This is a genomic window from Nonomuraea sp. NPDC049646 (genome assembly GCF_044465525.1).
GTDB lineage: Bacteria > Actinomycetota > Actinomycetes > Streptosporangiales > Streptosporangiaceae > Nonomuraea.
This window is the reverse complement of the sequence record NZ_JBITLU010000005.1, coordinates 1-19,790: the sequence shown is the minus strand read 5'-3', so window position 1 is coordinate 19,790 and position 19,790 is coordinate 1. Positions and strand designations below refer to the sequence as shown.

General features: G+C 69.3%; 17 protein-coding genes, 2 tRNA genes and 1 rRNA gene. 13 read left to right on the top strand and 7 right to left on the bottom strand.

What is annotated here, in order from left to right:
- Positions 1–357: 357 nt before the first annotated feature.
- Together ACIBQ8_RS15650 and ACIBQ8_RS15645 are read right to left on the bottom strand one after the other, a co-directional pair.
- Positions 358–1,692, bottom strand: a complete 1,335-nt coding sequence (locus tag ACIBQ8_RS15650) for an ABC1 kinase family protein (protein WP_397192514.1) — start codon at positions 1,690–1,692, stop codon at positions 358–360.
- Positions 1,693–1,755: 63 nt separating this feature from the next.
- A complete protein-coding gene (locus ACIBQ8_RS15645; protein WP_397192259.1) occupies positions 1,756–3,000 on the bottom strand; it encodes a ThiF family adenylyltransferase in 1,245 nt (414 codons plus the stop codon).
- Positions 3,001–3,164: 164 nt separating this feature from the next.
- Here ACIBQ8_RS15645 and ACIBQ8_RS15640 point away from each other — a divergent pair, with 164 nt between their 5' ends.
- From ACIBQ8_RS15640 to ACIBQ8_RS15630, 3 genes are all read left to right on the top strand, one after another.
- A complete protein-coding gene (locus tag ACIBQ8_RS15640; protein ID WP_397192258.1) occupies positions 3,165–3,947 on the top strand; it encodes an enoyl-CoA hydratase/isomerase family protein in 783 nt (260 codons plus the stop codon).
- 67 nt (positions 3,948–4,014) lie between these two features.
- The gene (locus ACIBQ8_RS15635) at positions 4,015–4,530 is read left to right on the top strand and encodes a M48 family metallopeptidase (protein WP_352319320.1); all 516 of its coding nucleotides are present in this window, start codon (positions 4,015–4,017) and stop codon (positions 4,528–4,530) included.
- A complete protein-coding gene (locus tag ACIBQ8_RS15630; RefSeq protein WP_397177121.1) occupies positions 4,527–5,111 on the top strand; it encodes a hypothetical protein in 585 nt (194 codons plus the stop codon). The genes ACIBQ8_RS15635 and ACIBQ8_RS15630 overlap by 4 nt, the downstream gene beginning before the upstream one ends.
- A 7-nt stretch (positions 5,112–5,118) precedes the next feature.
- Here ACIBQ8_RS15630 and ACIBQ8_RS15625 read toward each other — a convergent pair whose 3' ends face one another.
- The 3 genes from ACIBQ8_RS15625 to ACIBQ8_RS15615 are packed head-to-tail and all read right to left on the bottom strand — an operon-like array spanning position 5,119 to position 7,922.
- Positions 5,119–6,105 (bottom strand): endonuclease/exonuclease/phosphatase family protein, encoded by a 987-nt coding sequence (locus ACIBQ8_RS15625; RefSeq protein WP_397177122.1) that lies wholly within the window; start codon positions 6,103–6,105, stop codon positions 5,119–5,121.
- A 30-nt stretch (positions 6,106–6,135) separates the two neighbouring features.
- The gene (locus ACIBQ8_RS15620; RefSeq protein WP_358294320.1) at positions 6,136–6,696 is read right to left on the bottom strand and encodes an NUDIX domain-containing protein; all 561 of its coding nucleotides are present in this window, start codon (positions 6,694–6,696) and stop codon (positions 6,136–6,138) included.
- A complete protein-coding gene (locus ACIBQ8_RS15615) occupies positions 6,693–7,922 on the bottom strand; it encodes a zinc-dependent metalloprotease (RefSeq protein ID WP_397177124.1) in 1,230 nt (409 codons plus the stop codon). Before ACIBQ8_RS15615 ends, ACIBQ8_RS15620 begins: the two co-directional genes overlap by 4 nt.
- A gap of 130 nt (positions 7,923–8,052) precedes the next feature.
- Between ACIBQ8_RS15615 and ACIBQ8_RS15610 the strand changes: the two genes are divergently transcribed.
- From ACIBQ8_RS15610 to ACIBQ8_RS15590, 5 genes are all read left to right on the top strand, one after another.
- Positions 8,053–9,126 carry an NAD-dependent epimerase/dehydratase family protein gene (locus tag ACIBQ8_RS15610; protein WP_397177157.1) on the top strand — a complete coding sequence of 358 codons (1,074 nt, stop codon included), beginning with the start codon at positions 8,053–8,055 and terminating at the stop codon, positions 9,124–9,126.
- 23 nt (positions 9,127–9,149) lie between these two features.
- Positions 9,150–9,575, top strand: coding sequence for a molybdenum cofactor biosynthesis protein MoaE (locus ACIBQ8_RS15605; protein WP_358294316.1), 426 nt, complete (start codon positions 9,150–9,152; stop codon positions 9,573–9,575).
- Between the two features lie 10 nt (positions 9,576–9,585).
- Complete coding sequence (locus ACIBQ8_RS15600) at positions 9,586–10,632, top strand: PDZ domain-containing protein (protein WP_397192257.1); 1,047 nt, start codon at positions 9,586–9,588, stop codon at positions 10,630–10,632.
- A 129-nt stretch (positions 10,633–10,761) separates the two neighbouring features.
- Positions 10,762–13,728 carry a UPF0182 family protein gene (locus ACIBQ8_RS15595; protein WP_397192256.1) on the top strand — a complete coding sequence of 989 codons (2,967 nt, stop codon included), beginning with the start codon at positions 10,762–10,764 and terminating at the stop codon, positions 13,726–13,728.
- Positions 13,729–13,785: 57 nt separating this feature from the next.
- Positions 13,786–13,862, top strand: a tRNA-Met gene (locus ACIBQ8_RS15590).
- Positions 13,863–13,903: 41 nt separating this feature from the next.
- Here the strand turns inward: ACIBQ8_RS15590 and ACIBQ8_RS15585 are convergent.
- Complete coding sequence (locus ACIBQ8_RS15585; protein ID WP_397192255.1) at positions 13,904–14,176, bottom strand: hypothetical protein; 273 nt, start codon at positions 14,174–14,176, stop codon at positions 13,904–13,906.
- 224 nt (positions 14,177–14,400) lie between these two features.
- On the opposite strand from ACIBQ8_RS15585, the gene ACIBQ8_RS15580 reads away from it, so the two are divergent.
- From ACIBQ8_RS15580 to ACIBQ8_RS15565, 4 genes are all read left to right on the top strand, one after another.
- Positions 14,401–14,477 (top strand) — tRNA-Met (locus ACIBQ8_RS15580).
- A gap of 94 nt (positions 14,478–14,571) precedes the next feature.
- Positions 14,572–15,039, top strand: a complete 468-nt coding sequence (locus ACIBQ8_RS15575; RefSeq protein ID WP_397177131.1) for a group II truncated hemoglobin — start codon at positions 14,572–14,574, stop codon at positions 15,037–15,039.
- Positions 15,040–15,048: 9 nt separating this feature from the next.
- On the top strand, positions 15,049–17,583 hold the full coding sequence (locus ACIBQ8_RS15570) for a DUF4118 domain-containing protein (protein WP_397192254.1): 2,535 nt from the start codon (positions 15,049–15,051) through the stop codon (positions 17,581–17,583).
- Complete coding sequence (locus ACIBQ8_RS15565; RefSeq protein WP_397192253.1) at positions 17,580–18,251, top strand: response regulator; 672 nt, start codon at positions 17,580–17,582, stop codon at positions 18,249–18,251. The genes ACIBQ8_RS15570 and ACIBQ8_RS15565 overlap by 4 nt, the downstream gene beginning before the upstream one ends.
- A gap of 293 nt (positions 18,252–18,544) precedes the next feature.
- On the opposite strand, the gene ACIBQ8_RS15560 is transcribed toward ACIBQ8_RS15565, so the two are convergent.
- Complete coding sequence (locus tag ACIBQ8_RS15560; RefSeq protein WP_397192252.1) at positions 18,545–18,970, bottom strand: hypothetical protein; 426 nt, start codon at positions 18,968–18,970, stop codon at positions 18,545–18,547.
- Between the two features lie 610 nt (positions 18,971–19,580).
- On the opposite strand from ACIBQ8_RS15560, the gene ACIBQ8_RS15555 reads away from it, so the two are divergent.
- Positions 19,581–19,790, top strand: a 16S ribosomal RNA gene (locus ACIBQ8_RS15555); the annotation flags it as partial.

Genomic DNA, 19,790 nt, shown 5'->3' with positions numbered 1-19,790 from the left:
GCTCAAGCTCAAGCTCAAGCTCAAGCTCAAGCTCAAGCTCAAGCGAAGGGGCCGGAGCTCGGAACCGACAGCCAGGTGGAGGGGGAGGGCGACGGTCGAGGGAAGACCGATAAACCACCTTTACGGTGACACGCTTTGTCGGCTGCCTAGGAAGGCGAGGATGAGGCCCATGTTCCTCACCCTTTCCTCGCCATCCCGCTGCGCGGCCTGAGCGCATCTGCAGCGAATGCTGCGATCACCCTCACTTCAGGGGAGCCAGCCGCGCCCCGCCCAAGCAGCCGTACATCTCCCAAGCCGGTCGTCCCTGTCCATAACTCAAGGCGCCGCCTCCGCCCACGAAGGGCAAGCGCCGCCTGATCAGCCGATCGCCAGTGCCTCGCCGTTCGGGTCGTCGGCGAAGCCCGGAACCCAGCGGATCACCTCGTCACGGAAGCGCGCCGTGGTGCCGAGCTGGCAGAGGACCCCGACGCCGGCCGCATGCACCCGATGGATGAGCACGTACGACGGCGGCAGGTTGAGCTGGCGAACCACGTTCGTCGGGCGGAGATCCGTGACGCTGGCCGCCTGGGCCTGCAACCACTCCCGGCTGAAGGTGAACTCCTCCACGGCCGTCGGCTCCACGTACGGCGCCAGGAAAGCACGCAGCGCATCAGGGTCGATGTCGATGTCCTGACGGATGAACCCCTCGTCACGCAGACCCGTCATCACGGTGTCCATGTCGCCCTGGTTGAAGATGCGTGTGAGCTGCCCGAAGACCTTCGGATAGCCGTCGGGCAGGCGGTTGACCGCGCCGAAGTCGAGGACGCCGAGCTTGCCGTTGGCCAGCACGCGGAAGTTGCCCGGATGGGGATCGGCGTGCAGCATGCCGACCCGGGCAGGCGAGCAGAACAGGAACCGGACGAACAGCAGCCCCGCGTGATCGCGCTCCTCCTTGCTGCCCTCGGCGATCACTCGCGACAGGGGAGTGCCGTCCATCCACTCGCTGACCAGCACCATCTCGTTGGCCGCCACCACATCAGGGACGTGGAAGTCGGGATCGCCGTTGAACTCCAGCGCGAAGGCGTGCTGTGCCTCGGCCTCGCGGAGGTAGTCGAGCTCCTCGGCGATCCGCTCGCGCAGCTCGGCCAGCAGCGCCTTCATGTCGAGTCCGGGCAGCAGCGCTCCGAACATCTTTCCCAGCCGAGCCAGCTGCGTGAAGTCACCCAGCAGCGCCTTGCCCGCCCCCGGGTACTGGATCTTGACGGCCACCTCGCGCCCGTCGTTCCAGACGGCCTTGTGCACCTGGCCGATCGAGGCGGCGGCCGTGGGCCGGTCGTCGAACGAGAGGAAGTGCTTGCGCCAATCGTCCCCAAGCTGCTCGGCGAGCACCTTGTGGACGGTGGCGACCGGCAACGGAGGAGCGGCGTCCTGGAGTTTCGTCAAGGTCGCCCGGTAGGGGCCGACGATCTCCGGCGGAAGCGCCGCCTCGAAGATCGACAGTGCCTGCCCGAGCTTCATCGCCCCGCCCTTGAGCTCGCCGAGCACCTTGAAGATCTGCTCGGCGGTGCGCTGCTGAACCTCCTGGGCCACGATTTCTGCTGATTTGCCGCCGATGCGCTTGCCGAGGCCGAGGGCGGCCCGCCCGGCGAACCCGAGCGGAAGGGTGGCCAACTTGGCTGAGCGGGTGACTGCCCGGCGCGGAAGATCGCTCACACTCATGCGCGGAACCTCGCCCGAGATGCCGCTTCCCCCCTTCGTGGTCGTCCCCTGAGCACGTCAGTCGCTGGTAGGTGACACGTCCATTGTTAGCGAATATGGATTGTTTCGCATACAACGACATTGCGGATGACCACTCCACGACCGTCTTTTCCAGCACCAATCAGGCATTACGTCCATTGTGCCGTTCGTCACAGAGGTCGCCCGGCCTTCGAGGTGAGCAAGCGCCTGGCCGGTCGCCGCGGCAGCGACGAGCGTGGCGAGGGTCGCGTCGCAGGCGATCTCGCCGGGCGGATAGCCGCCCAGCCTGGCAGTGACGATGGGCCAGGCGGGATCGTGGTCGCGGCGCGTCAGGTCGAGACAGTGCAGGCACGTCGTCTCGCCGGGAAACACCAGCGGGCCGACGGACCCGTGCCCCTCGAAGGCCGACGCCAGCAGATGCGGGATGCCGAAGTCGGCCAGCTCGTTGACCAGCACCCCGTCCAGAGGCCCCACGGGCGCGAGGATGGCGAGGTCGGGACGCGCCGTGCCGTCCCCCAGATGCGGAGCTCCGGCCAGCACGTTGGACGACGGAACAGCGCCCTGGCTCACCTCCGTCGGAGGGGACGGCACAGCAGGAGAGACCCGCGCAGCGGCGGTGCCGGACGGCGTGACGCCCGGCCGCCTGGGTCGTGCGGTCGTGCCGCCGGGCGGAACGGCCGGCGCGTGCTTCGGCGGGGGAGCGAGCAGCCGCCGGGCGACCGCCGCCGCGCCCTCCTCCCGGGACAGCCCCACCTCGGCCCATGTCAGCCCACCCGGCGTGATGTCCCCGGGCCGGACCGGCCCGGGATCGATCACCCGGATGTCGCCGACTCCGCCGGCCGCGAGCAGAGCGACGATCTGCGCCCCCACGCGCCCGGCCCCGTAGACCCTGACCTTCGCCTCCCGCCGGCGTCGCAGCAGCTCGACGCCGCCCTCGGGGGTGTTGGAGGCCAGATCGAGCGCGTCGAGGTCGGGTTTCAGCCGATCCCGCTCGGCCAGGGAGAGCTCCCGCAACGGCTCGGGGAACGGGCCGGCGTCGTGCAGGGCGCCCCGCGTGGCGAGATAGTCGAGCAGGGCCTGGGCGCACGGCTCGTCGAGGCCGGCCGCCGCCGCGTCGCGCATCACCCGGCGCAGGTCGCGGGTGCCGTCGAGCCCCTCGACCCACTGACGCGCCGATCTCGTCAGGCCGGTCAGCGTGATGGCCCGGAGGGGATGCACGCCGTACTGCAGGGTGTGCTCGTCGCGGAGGATTCGCCGGAGGGCCGGCTTCACACGTGGCCTCATGGCCGGAAGGCTCGCACGTCCGACCAAGATCCCGAGCCGGTTCCGCGCCGCCTGTGGACAACCTCCGACCGCCACGCCCACCCTGTGGACAACGTCCCCCGCAAGCGCACCCGAGGTAGCCCAGGGACCGCATCCGCGCCCCGCGGAGCGTTACGCTTCGCCGCATGAGCGAGATCTTGGTCGACCGCACAGACGACGGAGTAGCCGTCCTCACCCTCAACCGCCCGGGACTCCGCAACGCCATGACCGACACCATGACGGCCGAATGGCGCGAAACCATGACCACCCTGGCCGCCGACCGCGACCTGCGCTGCGTCGTCGTCACCGGAGCGGGCAGCGCGTTCTCCTCGGGCGGTGACCTGTCATGGATCGGCGAGCGCGGCGCCGAGGCCGTGCCGCCGCTGCGCGACCGCATGCTCGCCTTCTACCGCACCTGGTTGATGATCGCCGACCTGGAGGTGCCCACCGTCGCCGCGGTCAACGGCCCCGCCGTCGGCGCGGGCCTGTGCGTGGCCCTGGCCTGCGATCTCGTCTACGCCGCCGACGACGCCAAACTGCTGGCCCCCTTCACCCGGCTCGGGCTGCACCCGGGCATGGCCGCCACTTACCTGCTGCCCAGAAGAGCCGGTACGGCACTGGCCCGCGAGATGCTCCTGACCGGCCGTCTCCTTACGGGTACGGAAGCGGCAGATAAAGGCTTGGTAAATCAATCTTTCCCGAAGAATGACCTTCTCTCCGAGGTTTCGGTCATCGCCAAGAAGATCGCAGAGATGGCTCCAGTCGCCACCCGCCTCACAAAGGTCGCCCTGAACCAAGGGCATCAAGACCTGGAAGCCGCTCTGAGGTGGGAATCCTTGGCCCAGCCCGTCACCATGGCATCATCCGACCTGCTGGAGGGCCTGGCGGCGCATCGGGAAAGGCGCATGCCCAAATTCACCGGCTCTTAATCATCTGACCAGCGAAAACAACGTCCACCCTCTGTGGAATTTCGCCAGTCTCGGCTAACGTGCTTATGTGCCCCCCGAGACAGTCGAGGTCCGTCGCAGTTCTCGTCGCCGGCGTACGGTCTCCGCCTACCGCGACGGCGACAAGACGATCGTGCTCCTGCCCGCCTGGCTGAGCGGCGAAGACGCGGATGAATGGGTGAGCCGGATGCTCGACCGGCTGGCCGCCAAGGAAGAACGACGAAGGCCGACCGACGAGGCCCTGCTCGAACGGGCCAGGGAGCTGTCGGTGAAGTACCTCGACGGCCGGCCCGACCCTGTGAGCGTTCGATGGGTCGACAACCAGCAGCATCGCTGGGGCTCCTGCACCCCGGAGAACGGCACCATCAGGATCTCGACCCGGCTCAAGGGCCTGCCCGAGTGGGTCATCAACTACGTCATCATCCACGAGCTCGCGCACCTGATCGTGCCGAGCCATGGCCCGGGGTTCTGGGCGCTGGTAGAACAGTATCCGAAGGCGGAGCGGGCGCGCGGGTTCCTCGAAGGATTCTCTGCGGCGGCCCACACGGCACCGGAGGAGTGTTGACGCGCATCGTCGCCGTCCTGGTACGCGGCCGCATGGCCGAAGCGGCGCCCCCCGGCGTCGATCCACGGCAGTTCCTGACGGCCGTGGCCGAGGACACCTACGAGATGGTCGCCGGCCTGGAGTTCGTCACCCCGGTCCTGATCACGGCCGTCCCCGGCCTCGACGACATCGTCTGGCCCGGCACGGAGATCGTCGCCATCGACGAGGACGAGCCGCTGCGAACCGTGCTCGGCCGCCTGTCCGGCGATCAGGCCGCGGTGATCAACGCCGACGCGCCCGACCTGCCCTCGCTGCTGGTCGGCAAGTTGTTCAGGGAGCTGGGCCGGGCCGAGATCACGATCTGTCCCGCGGCGGACGGCGGCGCGGCGGCGCTGGCCTGCTCGCTGCCGCTGCCGGCCTGGGCCGACCCCGACCTCGACGATCCCGACGTCGTCGCCGTCCTCCGGGAGCAGGCACCGGGCCCGCGCAGGGTCGCCACCATCTCCGGATGGCACCGCCTGCGCACGCTCGACGACGTCGAACGCCTCGACCCGGGTCTCGAAGGCTGGGACAACACCCGCGCCCTGATCGCCGGCCGCTGACCCCGCGTCAGGGCACGGTGAGCTCGGCCAGCACGGCCCGATGGTCGGTGCCCGGCACGTCGCGCACGCTGACCTCCCTGACGCCCACCCGCTCGTCCACCAGCACGTGGTCGATGGTGATGATCGGCGGTACCCGCTTGTTGGCCGGCCACGTGGGGATCAGCCCCGCGCCGACCTGGTCGGCCGCGTCTTTGTACCCCCTGGCCAGCAGCCTGCGCAACGAGGCGTGGTCGAGTGAGGCGTTGAAGTCGCCGGCGAGGATCCGCACGGTTTCGCCGCCGGCGGAAGGAAGGCTCGACAGCGCCTCGTTCCAGTTGACCACGTTGGGGCCGAGCGGCGGGTAGGGATGGACGTCGACGAACTCGACCGGCTTGCCGCCCGGCAGCGCCACCATGGCGGCGGGCATCTTGTGCCCGACCGGGGGCACCACGTCGTCGAGCGGCTGGAGCGGGTGCCTGGAGTAGAGGCCGCTTCCGCCGGCGTCCCATTCGTCCTCAAGCACGCGGTGGGGCATGAGGTCCTTCAGACCGGCCGCGTCCATGTCGGCCACCGCGCCGGGGGTCAGCTCCTGGGTGCTCAGCACGTCGGGACGGAACTCGCGCACCAGGTTCACGATCACCTGCGCGTCGGCCCTGCCGAACAGCATGTTGATGGTCATGACCTTGAACGGCCTGCCGGTCGTGGCCTCGGCCGTGCCCAGCGCGCGCGGCAGGACGCTGAACCCGAGCGCGGTCGTGGTGAGCAGCGCGACGGCCGTCGCGGCCCGCCTGCGCCCGACCGCCGCGATCAGGAGGGGGACCAGGGACCCGGCCGCCGCGTACGGCGTCGCCGTCATCAGCTGCGTGGGCAGCGACCCGCGTTCCAGCCCGGCCACCCTGGCCACGGCCCAGGCCGCGAAGGGCGTCACGGCCAGCCAGGTCAGGACGTTGCCGGGCAGCTTCCGCGGCTTGCGGGCAGGCGTCACGATCGTGCCGCCAACGGCAGAAGTCTCCACGCGGCCCCCCTTGGAACGATGCGAAGGACTCTAGCCCAGCGAACGCGAGCGCGAGCTGAGCGCGGCGCGTCCGCGTGCGGCCAGCCGGCGCGTGGCCTCGTCGGACAGCTCGGGAATCTCGTCGACGGGGAACCAGCGCAGGTCGAGCGACTCGTCGCTCATGACGGCCTCGGCGCCGGGAGGGGCCACGGCCGCGTACTCGACGTCGAGGTGCCAGCTGCGCGGCGGATGGCACCAGACCTCGTGCTTGTCCACGGCCAGCGGGCCGGGCAGCAGCTCAAGTCCGGAGATTCCCGACTCCTCGGTGGCCTCGCGCAGCGCCACCGCCTCCAGCGTGGCGTCGAAGTCCTCGCAGTGGCCGCCCATGGGCAGCCACTGCCCGGCCTTCGGATGCAGCGTGAGCAGCACCCGGGCGCCGTCGTGGCTGAGCACGGCGGTGGTGGCCGTCAGGTGACCGGGTGCGCACGCGCGCCACATGGCGTCGTCGTACGTCCGCAGATGGCCGAGGAACTCGGCGCGCAGCGCCTCCTCCTCGGGGGTCGGCGCGGTCCAGGAGGACAGCACCGCCACCGCGTCGTCGTGCAGGGTCACCGGCCGCCGTCCTGGTCGCCGTCCTGCTCGCCGTTCTCGTCCCCGGGCTTGGCCTCCAGCTGGGAGATGTCCCAGGCGGCCTCGCCGCGTACGAACGCGTCGGGGTCGTCGAGATCCTCGGCCGTCGGCATGAGGTCGGGGTGGCCCCACAGGGCGTCGCGCCCGTCGACGCCGCGCTCGGTCTCCAGCGCCCGCCACAGCGCCGCGGCCTCGCGCAGGCGCCGGGGCCGCAGCTCCAGCCCGACCAGGGTGCCGAACGTCAGCTCCGCGGGCCCGCCGGTCGCCCGGCGCCTGCGTACGGTCTCGGCCAGCGCGACCGCCGAGGGCAGCTTGCCGTCGGCGGCCCGGTCGACCACCGTGGCCACCCACCCCTCGACCAGGGCGAGCATCGTCTCCAGCCGGGCCAGGGCGGCCTTCTGCCGCTCGGTCTCCTCGGGCTTGAGCAGCGCGCCGCCGCTCAGCGCCTCCTGGATCGCCTCGGGGTTGTTGATGTCGAGCCCGCGGATCTGCTCCTCCAGCGCGGAGGTGTCCACGGTGATGCCCCTGGCGTATTCCTCGACGGCCCCGAGCAGGTGCGAGCGCAGCCACGGGACGTGCTGGAACAGCCGGTGGTGCGCGGCCTCGCGCAGCGCCAGATAGAGCCGGATCTCGTCGGCGGGGATCTCGAGGCCCTCGCTGAAGGACGCGATGCCGCCGGGCAGCAGCGCCGCGGTGCCGGACAGCGGCAGGCCGATGTCGGTCGTGCCGATGACCTCGCGCGCCAGCGAGCCGAGCGCCTGGCCGATCTGCTGACCGACCATCATGCCGCCCATCTGCTTCAGCATGCCCATGAGCGGCCCGGCCATCTGCTGGGCCTCGGGCGGCAGCCCGGAGCCGCCGAGCGCGCCGCCCATGGTCTCGACCATGCGTTCGGCAACGGGTTCGCAAAGCTTGCGCCAGACCGGGACCGTGTTCTCGATCCACTCCGACCGGCTCCAGGCCTGCGGGTTGGACACGCCGCTCGGCAGCGTCGTCGCCTCGTTCAGCCACAGGTCGGCCAGGCTCAGCGCCTCGACGATCTGGCGGCGCTCGCCTTCCATGACGCTCGGATCGCCCTGGGCGACCACGGCGTGTCGTGCGATGTTCTTGGCCATGTCCCAGTTGACAGGGCCTGAACCCTGGGGCGCCGACAGCATGTCGGCGAACTGGCGCATCGCCTGAGCCATTTGCTCAGGGTTGCCGAACATGGCGAACGGGTTCTCGTTAGGGTCGTTTTCGCGACCTGGCAGGTCAGTCACCGCTCTACCTCGTGCAGGATGGAGGAGTCCACATCCGCCACGTTAGTCGTCCTACGGCGGATCAGTGCAAAGTGAGGACCTGGTGCCTACCTCGAAACGCCCGCGTCAACCCGTTGTCGCCGTCACCGGCGCGGCCTCCGGCATCGGCCGCGAGTTGCTCGTGAGGCTCGCATCCTCCGCGGATTTCCGCAGAGTGGTGGCCATCGACGAGGAGCGCGGCGACGTTCAGGAAGCCACGTGGAGAGTGATCGACGTACGGGATCCGCTCTTGGCGAACCGGATCTCCGACATCGACGTCCTGGTCCATCTGGCCGGTGACTACGCCGTCGACTCCGAGCCGGGGGAGCGGCGCGCGTACAACCTCAGAGCCGCGCAGACGGTGCTCACCGCCTGCGCCGCCGCCCGCGTGCGGCGGGTGATCCTGGTCACCAGCGCCATGGTGTACGGCGCCGCGCCCGACAACGAGGTCCCCCTGCCGGAGGACTCCCCGGTGGCCGCCGAGCCCGACACCGGCGTCGTTGGCGACTACCTGGAGATCGAGTCGCTGGTCCGCCGGTCGCTGCGCAGCCACCCCGGCCTCGACGTCACGGTGCTGCGCCCGGCGGCGGTCGTCGGTCCGGGCGTCGACACGGTCATCACCCGGCACTTCGAGTCGCCGAGGCTGCTCACGGTCAAGGGCTGCAACCCCAACTGGCAGTTCTGCCACATCGACGACCTCGTCTCGGCGCTGGAGCTGGCCGCCAAGGGGGCGGTCACCGGCGTGGTGGCCGTGGGCTCCGACGGCTGGCTGGAGCAGGAGCAGGTCGAGGAGCTGTCCGGAATCCGGCGGTTCGAGCTGCCGGCCGGGCTCACGTTCGGCACCGCACAGCGCCTGCACCGGCTCGGCATCACCCCGGCCCCCGCCACCGACCTGCACTATGTCGTCTATCCGTGGGTCGTCGACTGCTCGGCGCTGCGCGAGGCGGGCTGGAAGCCGACGTGGACCAACGAGGCCGCCTTCCGGCAGCTCCTCGAACTCCGCGAGAACAGGACCACCGTGGTCGGCAGGCGGCTGCCGGTCAAGGAGGCCACGCTCACCGCGGCCGGCGCGACGGTGGCCGTCATCGGCACCGCGGCGATCGTCCGGCAGGTCCGCAAAAAGCGTCGCCAGTAGGAACGTGAGGTTAGGCTCTTTCCGTGGACGTCATCCGGTTGCTCGGCATTCGTGACACCCCGTTGTCCGTGGACGAGGTGCTGGCCGCGGTGGGAGACCACGCGGCGGGCGGCACCGCGATCTTCATCGGTACCGTGCGCGAACAGGACCACGGCAAACCCGTGACCCGGCTCTCCTACTCCGCCCACCCCTCGGCCCCCGACGAGCTGCGCAGGGTCGCCGAGAAGGTCGCGGCCGACTTCCCCGTCACCGCGATGGCCGCCGTCCACCGGGTCGGCGACCTGGGGCTCGGCGACACGGCGGTGATCGTCGCCGTGGCTGCGCCACACCGCGACGAGGCGTTCAAGGCCTCCCGCAGGCTCATCGACGACCTCAAGGCCGAGGTCCCCATCTGGAAACACCAGGTGTTCGCCGATGGCGAGACCGAGTGGGTCGGCGCCTGCGAATAAGCTCATCACCATGTCACGACGCGTCCTCACCCTGCTGCTCGCGGGGTTCTTCGTGCTCGCGCTGGGCGTGCTGGGCGCGTTCCGGCCGGTCCCGTACGTCGTGCTGAGTCCCGGCCCCACCGAGAACACCATCGGCGAGATCGACAAGAAGCCGGTGATCTCGATCAGCGGCCGGCAGACCTATCCCACCAGCGGCGCGCTGAGCCTGGTCACGGTGGCCTACCAGGGCGGCCCGGCCGCCCAGATCGACCTGCTGACCGCGCTGCGCGGCTGGCTCGACCCGACCGTCGCGGTGGTCCCGCAGGAGACGATCTTCCCGCCCGGCCGCGACGCGAAGAAGGTCGACGAGGAGAACGCGGTCGAGATGACCAATTCCCAGGACTCCGCCAAGGCCGCCGCGCTCAACGAGCTGAAGATCCACTACGACCGGGTCGTCACGGTGCTGTCCACCGAGAAGGGCAAGCCGGCCGACGGCAAGCTGCAGAAGGGCGACCAGATCAACGCGGTCGACGGCAAGCCGGCCACCGACTCGCAGTTCGTCGGCGACACCGTCAAGGCCCATAAGCCTGGCGAGACCGTGACCTTCAACGTGACCAGGGGCGGCCAGAAGCTCGACGTGTCGTTGCAGCCGATCGCCAGCAAGGACGGCAAGCCCCTCGTCGGCGTGCTCATGCAGGAGAAGTTCAAGTTCCCCTTCGACGTCGAGATCAACGTGGGCGACGTCGGCGGCCCGAGCGCCGGGCTGATGTTCTCGCTCGGCATACTCGACAAGCTGACCCCGGGTGAGATCACCGGGGGCAGGCGCATCGCCGGCACCGGCACCATCGACACCGAGGGCCAGGTCGGGCCCATCGGCGGCATCGCCCAGAAGATGGTGGGGGCCCGCGACTCCGGCGCGACCGTCTTCCTCACCCCCGCGGACAACTGCGCGGAGGCGATGAAGGCCGTGCCCGACGGCTTGCGCCTGGTCAAGGCCGACACGTTGCACGACGCGGTGCTCGCGCTCGACGCGCTGCGCACCGGGAAGGGCAATGTGCCCGCTTGTGAGGCCGGATGAAACTTCCGGCGAGCGCCGTGCGTTAGCCGTACGGCTGGCGCTGCGGTGTAAGTTGCCAGACACGGACCGTTTCTTCATCACGACGAGGGGTTGGCCTTGAGCTTCCGGACCCCAGGGGCCGGCAGGGCGATGCGCTTGCCACGCCGGCCGCGGCTGCTTCTGCCTGTGGCCATCGCGCTGGTCGCGATCGTGGCCCTGTTTTTTCTCTTTTCTGGGATTTATACCGACTACCTGTGGTTTGACGCGACCAACTACACGTCGGTCTTCTCCGGGGTGCTGCTGACCGAGATCGTGCTGTTCCTCGTCGGAGCGGTGCTCATGGTCGGCATCACGGGCGGCAACATGCTGCTGGCCTTCCGCACCCGGCCGATGTTCGGCCCCGCCGTGTTCGGCGGCGGCAGCGGAGCCGACCGCTATCGCATGGCGATCGACCCCCACCGCAAGCTGATCTTCATCGTCGGCATGGGCCTGCTCGCGCTCTTCTCCGGCTCCTCGTTCGCGGGGCAGTGGAAGACGTGGCTGCAGTTCGTGAACGGAGCCCCCTTCGACAAGAAGGACGAGCTGTTCGGCATGGACATCTCGTTCTTCATGTTCGACTACCCGTTCATCAGGATGGTGCTGAACTTCCTGTTCACCGCCGTGATCATCTCGATCGTCCTGGCCACGATCACCCACTACCTCTACGGCGGTTTCCGGCTGCAGTCGCCGGGCGTGCACGCCTCCAGGGCCGCGCGGATCCACCTTTCCGTGCTGCTCGGCGTGTTCGTCCTGCTCAAGGCCGTCGCCTACTACATCGACCGGTTCGGTCTGGTCTTCTCCGACCGCGGCTACGTGCACGGCGCGTCCTACACCGACGTCAACGCGGTGCTCCCGGCCAAGAACATCCTCGCGATCATCGCGTTGATCTGCGCCGCGCTGTTCTTCGCCGGCGTCGTGCGCCCCGGCGGCATGCTGCCCGGCGTCTCGTTCGGCCTGCTCGTGCTCTCGGCCATCCTGATCGGCGGCGTCTACCCGGCGCTGGTCGAGCAGTTCCAGGTCAAGCCCAACCAGCAGGTCAAGGAAGCCGCCTACATCGACCGGAACATCCAAGCCACCAGATCAGCCTACGACGTGAAGAACGCCGAAGTGATCGACTACAACGCCCAGGCCGACCCGACCAAGGTCAGCGCCGGCGGCGACGAGTCGGTGACCGGCGTGCGCCTGCTCGACCCGGCGCTGGTGTCGTCCACGTTCGAGCAGACCCAGCGCATCCGCGGCTTCTACGGCTTCCCCGACCAGCTTGACGTCGACCGCTACCCCGGCAAGGACGGCAAGCTGGTCGACCACGTGGTCGGCGTCCGCGAGCTGCTCGGCCCGCCCGCGCCCCAGAACAACTGGATCAACCGCGCGCTGGTCTACACCCACGGCTACGGCTTCGTCGCCGCGCCGGGCAACGAGGTCGACGCGGGCGGCCTGCCCGCCTACGACAGCAAGGACATGCCGGTCACCGGCGACCTCGCCGCCTCCACCGGCCTCAAGGAGTCGCGCGTCTACTTCGGCGAGAACCCCGGCTCCACCGAGTACGTCATCGCCGGCGGCAACCCCAAGGCCCCGCAGGAGCTCGACTACCCGGTCTCCGGCGGCCAGACCGGCCAGCAGAACACCACCTACACCGGCAAGGGCGGCGTGCCGATCGGCTCGGCACTCAACCGGCTCGTCTACGCCGCCAAGTACGGCGAGATGAACATCCTGCTGTCGGGCGACATCAACGACAACTCCAAGATCCTCTACGTGCGCAACCCGCGGGAGCGGGTGGAGAAGGTCGCGCCCTTCCTGACCCTCGACGGCAACGCCTACCCGGCGATCGTCGACGGCCGGATCACCTGGATCATCGACGGGTACACCACGTCCAACGCGTACCCGTACTCGCAGAGCGAGAGCCTCGGCGACATGACCCGCGACCTGGCCACCGACCGCCGCGTGGTCGCCCAGCAGCCGCTGGACGAGATCAACTACATCCGCAACTCGGTCAAGGCCACGGTCGACGCCTACGACGGCACGGTCACGCTCTACGCCTGGGACGGCAACGACCCGGTGCTGAAGACGTGGTCCAACGCCTTCCCCGGCACGATCAAGCCCGCCTCGCAGATGAGCCCCGACCTCCAGGCGCACATCCGCTACCCGGAAGACCTGTTCAAGGTGCAGCGCTACATGCTGTCGCGCTACCACGTCACCAACGCGGCAGCCTTCTACAGCGCCCAGGACTTCTGGAACATCCCCAGCGACCCCTCGCAGGGCAACCAGTCGGTCAAGCAGCCCCCGTACTACCTGACGGCGACGATGCCCGACGAGTCCGAGCCGTCGTTCTCGCTGACCACGACCTTCGTCCCGAGGGAGGGCCCCAACCTGGCGGCCTTCATGGCGGCGGGCTCCACGGTGGGCAAGGACTACGGCAAGCTGCGCATCCTGCGCATGCCGTCCAACACCACGGTCCCCGGCCCCGGTCAGGCCCAGAACAACTTCCAAAACAAGTTCTCGGGCGAGCTGGGCCCCCTCGGCCTCGGCCAGGCCAACGTCAGGTACGGCAACCTGCTGACCCTGCCCTACGCGAACGGCCTGATCTACATCGAGCCGGTCTACGTGCAGACCAAGGCCGGCACCGGCCAGGAGCCGTACCCGATCCTGCGGCGGGTGCTGGTGGCGTTCGGCAACAAGGTCGGCTCGGGTGACACCCTCGACCAGGCGCTGGAGCAGGTCTTCGGCGGCGAGCAGCAGCAGCCGAACACCCAGCCCCAGCAGACCACGCCCAACCAGACGAACACCTCGGCGATGAACACCGCCATCTCCAACGCCCAGAAGGCCTACGAGGACGCCCAGAAGGCCCTCCAGGCCAGCCCCCCGAACTGGGACGAGTACGGCAAGGCGCAGAAGCGGCTGGAGGAGGCGCTGAAGCAGATCGAGAGCGCCAACGCCAAGCCGGCGGCCACCCCGGCGCCCTCGGCCTCTCCCTCCGCCTCCCCGTCGGCGACGCCGTCCGCCTCACCGTCCGCCTCACCGCCGGCCACGTCCACACCGACGCCGACACCCTCGGGCACACAGGCGGGAGGCACCACCTAGCCCGTTCGGTTTGCGCCCGCACCCCGTCGCCGATAGTCTTGAGAAGCAAGACAGCGACGCGGGGTGGAGCAGTTCGGTAGCTCGCTGGGCTCATAACCCAGAGGTCGCAGGTTCAAATCCTGCCCCCGCTACCAAGATTCGAGGTCCTGGCCGACGGCCAGGGCCTCGTTGCTTTTCAGCGGCACCGCAGGTCCCATCCGGCATCGTCGGTCTCCACGACCTCGACCACCGCCGATGCGGGGTCGCCGTCCTGGAAGTAGACCCTGCCGTTGATCCGGTCGTAGTAGCTCGTGAGCTCGGCCTCGGGCAGCCTGGTGAGCAGCGAGAACCTGACCAGGAAGTCGCAGTGGTCGCCGTTGCCCTCCTGCACCCCCACCGACCCCTGGGCGCCGGCGGCGTTGAACGAGGTCTCGGGCGGCAGCGGATGGGCCAGGAGCCGATCCTTCATGTCCGCCAAGCGGAGATCATTCGCCCATATGGGCGCCATGACGAGCAGGGCCAGGGCGACGGGTGACGCGAGGAGCAGGATTCTCCGCCGACGGGGAAGCCGGCGCCGTGGCGGCAGGGGTGCGAGCAGCATGAGGCCCATGATCACGCCGCCGACGCGCCCGGACAAGCCCGGCCGGGTCGGAGGAGTCCAGAAGGGCGCTATAGTTAATAACGACACACCGACGCGGGGTGGAGCAGTTCGGTAGCTCGCTGGGCTCATAACCCAGAGGTCGCAGGTTCAAATCCTGTCCCCGCTACCAATCCGAAGTCCCCGGTCGCCACACGGCGACCGGGGACTTCGTCGTTTCCGGACAAGTCTTGTCCTGCAACCTCGACTGCTGATTACATGATTACATGACGGAAAAAGACGTCCCGACCATCTACGAGTGGGCGGGCGGGACCGAGGCGTTCGAGCGGCTGACCGAGGCGTTCTACCGGACCGTCCTCAAGGACGACCTCATCGGGCCGCTGTTCGCCCACATGGACCCCGAACACCCCAAATACGTCGCCATGTGGCTCAGCGAGGTCTTCGGCGGCCCTGACCGATACACCCACGAACGCGGCGGATATCCCCACATGCTCGCCCACCACCTGGGCCGGGCCATCACCGAGCCGCAGCGCCGCCGCTGGGTGAACCTCCTCATGGACGCCGCCGACGAGGTCGGCCTGCCCGACGACCCCGAGTTCAGGGCCGCGTTCGCCGGCTACATCGAATGGGGCACCAGGCTGGCCGTGCACAACTCCCAGCCCGGCGCGACCCCGCCCCCGAAGGCGCCGGTTCCGCATTGGGGCTGGGGAGTCGCGCCGCCATACCAGCCGTAACCTGGAGAAATGGGAAGCACGTCGCGCGGGCGGCTGCGGGTCTACCTGGGCGCGGCGCCCGGCGTCGGCAAGACGTACGCCATGCTAAGCGAGGCCCGACGGGCCAGGGAACGCGGACGTGACGTGGTCGTGGGCCAGGTCGAGACCCACGGCCGCGACCAGGTCGCCCGCCTGCTCGACGGGCTGGAGACCGTGCCGGGCCGCACCGTCGTCCATGCGGGCGCCACGTTCACCGAGCTCGACGCCGACGCGGTCATCGCCCGCCGTCCCAAGGCCGTGCTGGTCGACGAGCTCGCCCACACCAACCCGCCCGGCTCCCGGCACGACAAACGCTGGCAGGACGTCCAGGACATCCTGGACGCCGGCATCGACGTCGTCTCCACGCTCAACATCCAGCACCTGGAGTCCCTGCGCGACGCGGCCGAGCAGATCACCGGCCTGCCGCAGCGCGAGACCGTCCCCGACGACCTCGTCCGGCGGGCCGACCGGCTCGAACTCGTCGACATGTCACCCGAGGCCCTGCGCCGCCGTCTCGCCCACGGCAACGTCTACCCGCCGGAACGCGTGGACGCCGCCCTCGCCAACTACTTCCGCGTCGGCAACCTGTCCGCTCTGCGGGAGCTTGCCCTGCTCTGGGTAGCGGACCGGGTCGACCGGCAGCTCATCGCGTACCGGGCCGACCACGACATCGCGGGCACCTGGGAGGCCCGCGAGCGCGTCGTCGTCGCCCTCACCGGCGGCCCCGAGGGCGACACCCTTGTCCGCCGCGCCGCCCGCATCGCGGCCAGGACCAAGGGCGCCGACCTGCTCGCCGTGCACGTCACCCGGGCCGACGCCCTGTCCACCGCGAGCGACCCGGCCAACCTGACACGCCAGCGCAAACTCGTCGAGGACCTCGGCGGCACGTACCACCAGGTCGTGGGCGACGACATCCCGCGCGCGCTGATCGCGTTCGCCGACGGCGTGAACGCCTCGCAACTCGTCCTCGGCGCCTCCCGGCGGGGACGGCTCGCCCAACTGCTCACCCGCGGCGTGGGCATGACGACGGCCACGCTGTCCGGCTCGATCGACGTGCACATGGTCCCGCACGAGGCCGTCAGCGCAGGCTCCGGCCGGCCGCCGTCCGGGGGTGCGCTGACGCGTCGGCGCACGTCGGCCGGATGGGCCCTGACCCTGGCCGCCATGCCGGCGCTCACCGCCGTGATCGCGCCGCTCGACCTGAGCCTGCCCAGCGAGATCCTGCTCTTCCTGCTGCTGGTCGTCGGCGTCGCGCTGGTGGGCGGGATGTGGCCGGCGATCACGGCGGCGGTGCTCGCGTTCGGGCTGCTCAACTGGTTCTTCACGCCGCCGGTGCACACCCTGACCATCGCCGAGCCGGAGAACGTGCTCTCGCTGGCCATCTTCGTCCTGGTCGCGGCCATGGTGAGCACCGTCGTGGACCTGGCCGCCCGGCGCAGCAGGGAAGCGGCCCGGTCCAGGGCGGACGCCGAGGTGCTCTCCACACTGGCCGGCCACGTGCTGCGCGGGGAGTCCGCGCTGGCCTCGCTGCTCGGACGGCTGCGCGAGACGTTCGGGCTGACCGCGGTGACCCTGCTCGAAAGGGACGATCCATCGGGTGAGTGGCGCATCGTCGCCACGTCCGGCGGCCCCCCGATCACCACCCCGCCCGCCACCACCCCGGACCACACCGGGCCGGACGCCGGGAGCGACGTGGTCACCATCGACGACCGGCTGGTGCTCGCGACCCGCGGCCGGCTGCTCGACGCCAGCGACCGCCGCGTCCTGGAGGCGTTCGCCGCCGAGGCCGCCGTCGCCCTGCGCCAGGAACGCCTGCGCGAGGCGGCCGAGCGCGCCGAGCCGCTGGCCGAGGCCGACCGCATGCGCACCGCACTGCTCGCCGCCGTCGGCCACGACCTGCGCACCCCCCTCGCCTCGGCCATGGCCGCCGTGGAGAGCCTGCGCAGCACCGACATCGTCTGGTCCGACGACGACCGCGCCGAACTGCTGGCCACCGCCGGCGAATCCCTGATCAAACTGAACCGGCTCGTGTCGAACCTGCTCGACATGAGCCGCCTCCAGGCCGGCGTCCTGGGCGTCACCTTGCGGCCCGTCGCCGTCGAGGACGTGCTGCCGCGTGCCATCGACGACCTCGGCCCGCTGCGCGACCGGGTCAAAAGTGACGTGCCGGCCGACCTGCCCGAGTTCCAGGCCGACCCGGCGCTGCTCGAACGCGTCCTGGTGAACCTGATGGCCAACGCCGTCCGCTACAGCCCCGAAGCCGAGCCCGTGCTGGTCACCGCGAGCTGGCACGGCGAACGCGTCGAACTGCGCGTCATCGACAGGGGGCCAGGAATCCCCACGGAAGCGCATGAAAGGGTGTTCATGCCCTTCCAACGACTCGGCGACCGCGACAACCATACCGGCGTGGGCCTCGGTCTCGCGCTCTCGCGCGGCCTCACCGAGGCGATGGGCGGCACGCTGCTCCTTGAGGACACCCCCGGAGGAGGGCTCACCATGACGGTCTCACTGAGGAGGGCCCCGTGACCCGCGTGCTCGTCGTCGACGATGAGCCCCAGATCCTGCGTGCTCTGCGCATCAACCTGGCGGCCAGGCACTACGAGGTCGCGGTCGCCCCGGACGGCGCGTCGGCGCTGCGCCAGGCCGCCGACTGGCACCCCGACCTGGTCGTCCTCGACCTCGGACTGCCCGATCTCGACGGCGTCGAGGTGATCCAGGGGCTGCGCGGCTGGACGAAGGTTCCGATCATCGTGCTGTCGGGGCGAACCGACAGCACGGACAAGGTGGACGCGCTCGACGCCGGAGCCGACGACTACGTCACCAAGCCCTTCGGCATCGACGAGCTGCTGGCCCGCATCCGCGCGGTGACCCGCCGCACGAACCAGCACGAAGAGGAACCCGCGACGGTGCGGCTGGGCGACCACGTGATCGACCTCGCGGGCAAGACGATCTCAGGTGGCGTACGGCTGACGCCGACGGAATGGCACTTCCTGGAGATCCTGCTTCGCAATCCCGGCAAACTGATCAGCCAGCGGCAGCTGCTGACAGAGGTGTGGGGCACCGGCTACCTGAAGGAGACGCACTACCTGCGTCAGTACATGGCCCAACTGCGCCGCAAGCTCGAACGCGACCCGGCCCACCCCGTGCACCTGCTGACCGAGCCCGGAATGGGATACCGGTTTCAGCCCTCCTGACCCCTGACCAGGACGACCGCCTTGAGCACGGCCCACCCGAGCAGCAACGCCCCGAAGAGCACCTGAGCGGCACGCACCCACAGGGAAGACACCTGGTCCGCATAGATCACAACACCGATCCACATCACACCAAATATCCCGACCAGGATGATTGCCGACCAGTTCAGCCCACGTTGCCACATACGCGCAGTCTTACAGCCGGGTGGCCAAGGCCGGGTATGGCCACAGTCCTCATCCGGTCCAAGCCTGAGCCGCTGGGGGATCAGCCCTGAGCGATCAGCGGCCGGGCCGGCTCACCGGGGGAGCGTCCGGTGCGCGCCGACGCATCGCCGCAGGCGCATCCCGCGCACCCGCACGACCGGCGGCTCCTGCGGTAGCTGCTGCTGCTGCTCCTCCTGCATGCAGGCGAGCAGCGCCTCAGCCGTACGGGCGTCGGACAGGATCTGCTGCACGGCGACCTCGTCCTCGGGCAGCTGACCGCGCTCGGCCAACTCGCGCGTGAGGAAGGCGAGCGGGTCGGGCGCGCCGACCATGTCCGCGGCCACGGTCGTCCGCGCCGCCGTGAGCAGCCGCAGGTATTGGGTACGCAGGACGGCCTCGCGCACGCGTGCCTGTTCGAGGTCGTCGATCAGGGTCCGGGCGATGCGCAGGAGGTCTCCCGCATGGGTCGCCGGGTCGGCGAGGAAGGCACGGATGTCGTCGAACTCCGAGCGGGTCATGGCGGGCACCTCCGAGAGCGCAGTCTGCTCGTGGCTACCTTCGTACCGAGGCACGATTGCGGATGACTTGCTGACGGCTTGACTTCGGGTGTCGTGCGGGCGGCGATGACCAAGGTTTGACGATCTTGTGGCGAGGGAAGGACCCTACGATTACCTGTGTGGCGCGAAGTAGGTGCGGGAGACTGCTAGAGTTGCTTCGCGCAGGGCGGCCGAGGGGCTCGCAAGAGCCTCACCAGAAGCCCGGCAAATCCCACTCCCTTCTGGCTCATTCAAGACGGTTCAGAGCGGTCTGAATGAGCTGGTAAGTTAGAGGGGTTGTCCCGGAAGCGGGGCGCGACTTAATTCCAGCAGGTCGAGCAAGTCCGGTCAATTTGACAGAGACTTGAACGGCTGAAAGAATTAAGACACAACGAAAGAACGCAAGACGAAATGAACGCCTCTGAACGAGGATCCGGGAACGGGTTCTGGTGAGGAAGTACGCGTCCGTTTCTTGAGAACTCAACAGTGTGTTAAAAGCCAGTGCATGAATACATGCATAACCCCGTCCACGTCTGCTTCGGCGGATGGACGGATTCCTTTTTGGTTGGGATTCAACCACTTTTCCAAGCATTGTTTGGAGAGTTTGATCCTGGCTCAGGACGAACGCTGGCGGCGTGCTTAACACATGCAAGTCGAGCGGAAAGGCCCTTCGGGGTACTCGAGCGGCGAACGGGTGAGTAACACGTGAGCAACCTGCCCCCGACTCTGGGATAAGCCCGGGAAACTGGGTCTAATACCGGATACGACCGCCTCCGGCATCGGGTGGTGGTGGAAAGTTTTT

Coding starts and splice junctions, on each gene's coding strand:
- ACIBQ8_RS15645 (WP_397192259.1), bottom strand. CDS start 3,000: ATGAGGCCACGTGTGAAGCCGGCCCTCCGGCGAATCCTCCGCGACGAG.
- ACIBQ8_RS15640 (WP_397192258.1), top strand. CDS start 3,165: ATGAGCGAGATCTTGGTCGACCGCACAGACGACGGAGTAGCCGTCCTC.
- ACIBQ8_RS15615 (WP_397177124.1), bottom strand. CDS start 7,922: ATGTTCGGCAACCCTGAGCAAATGGCTCAGGCGATGCGCCAGTTCGCC.
- ACIBQ8_RS15600 (WP_397192257.1), top strand. CDS start 9,586: ATGTCACGACGCGTCCTCACCCTGCTGCTCGCGGGGTTCTTCGTGCTC.
- ACIBQ8_RS15595 (WP_397192256.1), top strand. CDS start 10,762: ATGCGCTTGCCACGCCGGCCGCGGCTGCTTCTGCCTGTGGCCATCGCG.
- ACIBQ8_RS15585 (WP_397192255.1), bottom strand. CDS start 14,176: ATGAAGGATCGGCTCCTGGCCCATCCGCTGCCGCCCGAGACCTCGTTC.
- ACIBQ8_RS15575 (WP_397177131.1), top strand. CDS start 14,572: ATGACGGAAAAAGACGTCCCGACCATCTACGAGTGGGCGGGCGGGACC.
- ACIBQ8_RS15570 (WP_397192254.1), top strand. CDS start 15,049: ATGGGAAGCACGTCGCGCGGGCGGCTGCGGGTCTACCTGGGCGCGGCG.
- ACIBQ8_RS15560 (WP_397192252.1), bottom strand. CDS start 18,970: ATGACCCGCTCGGAGTTCGACGACATCCGTGCCTTCCTCGCCGACCCG.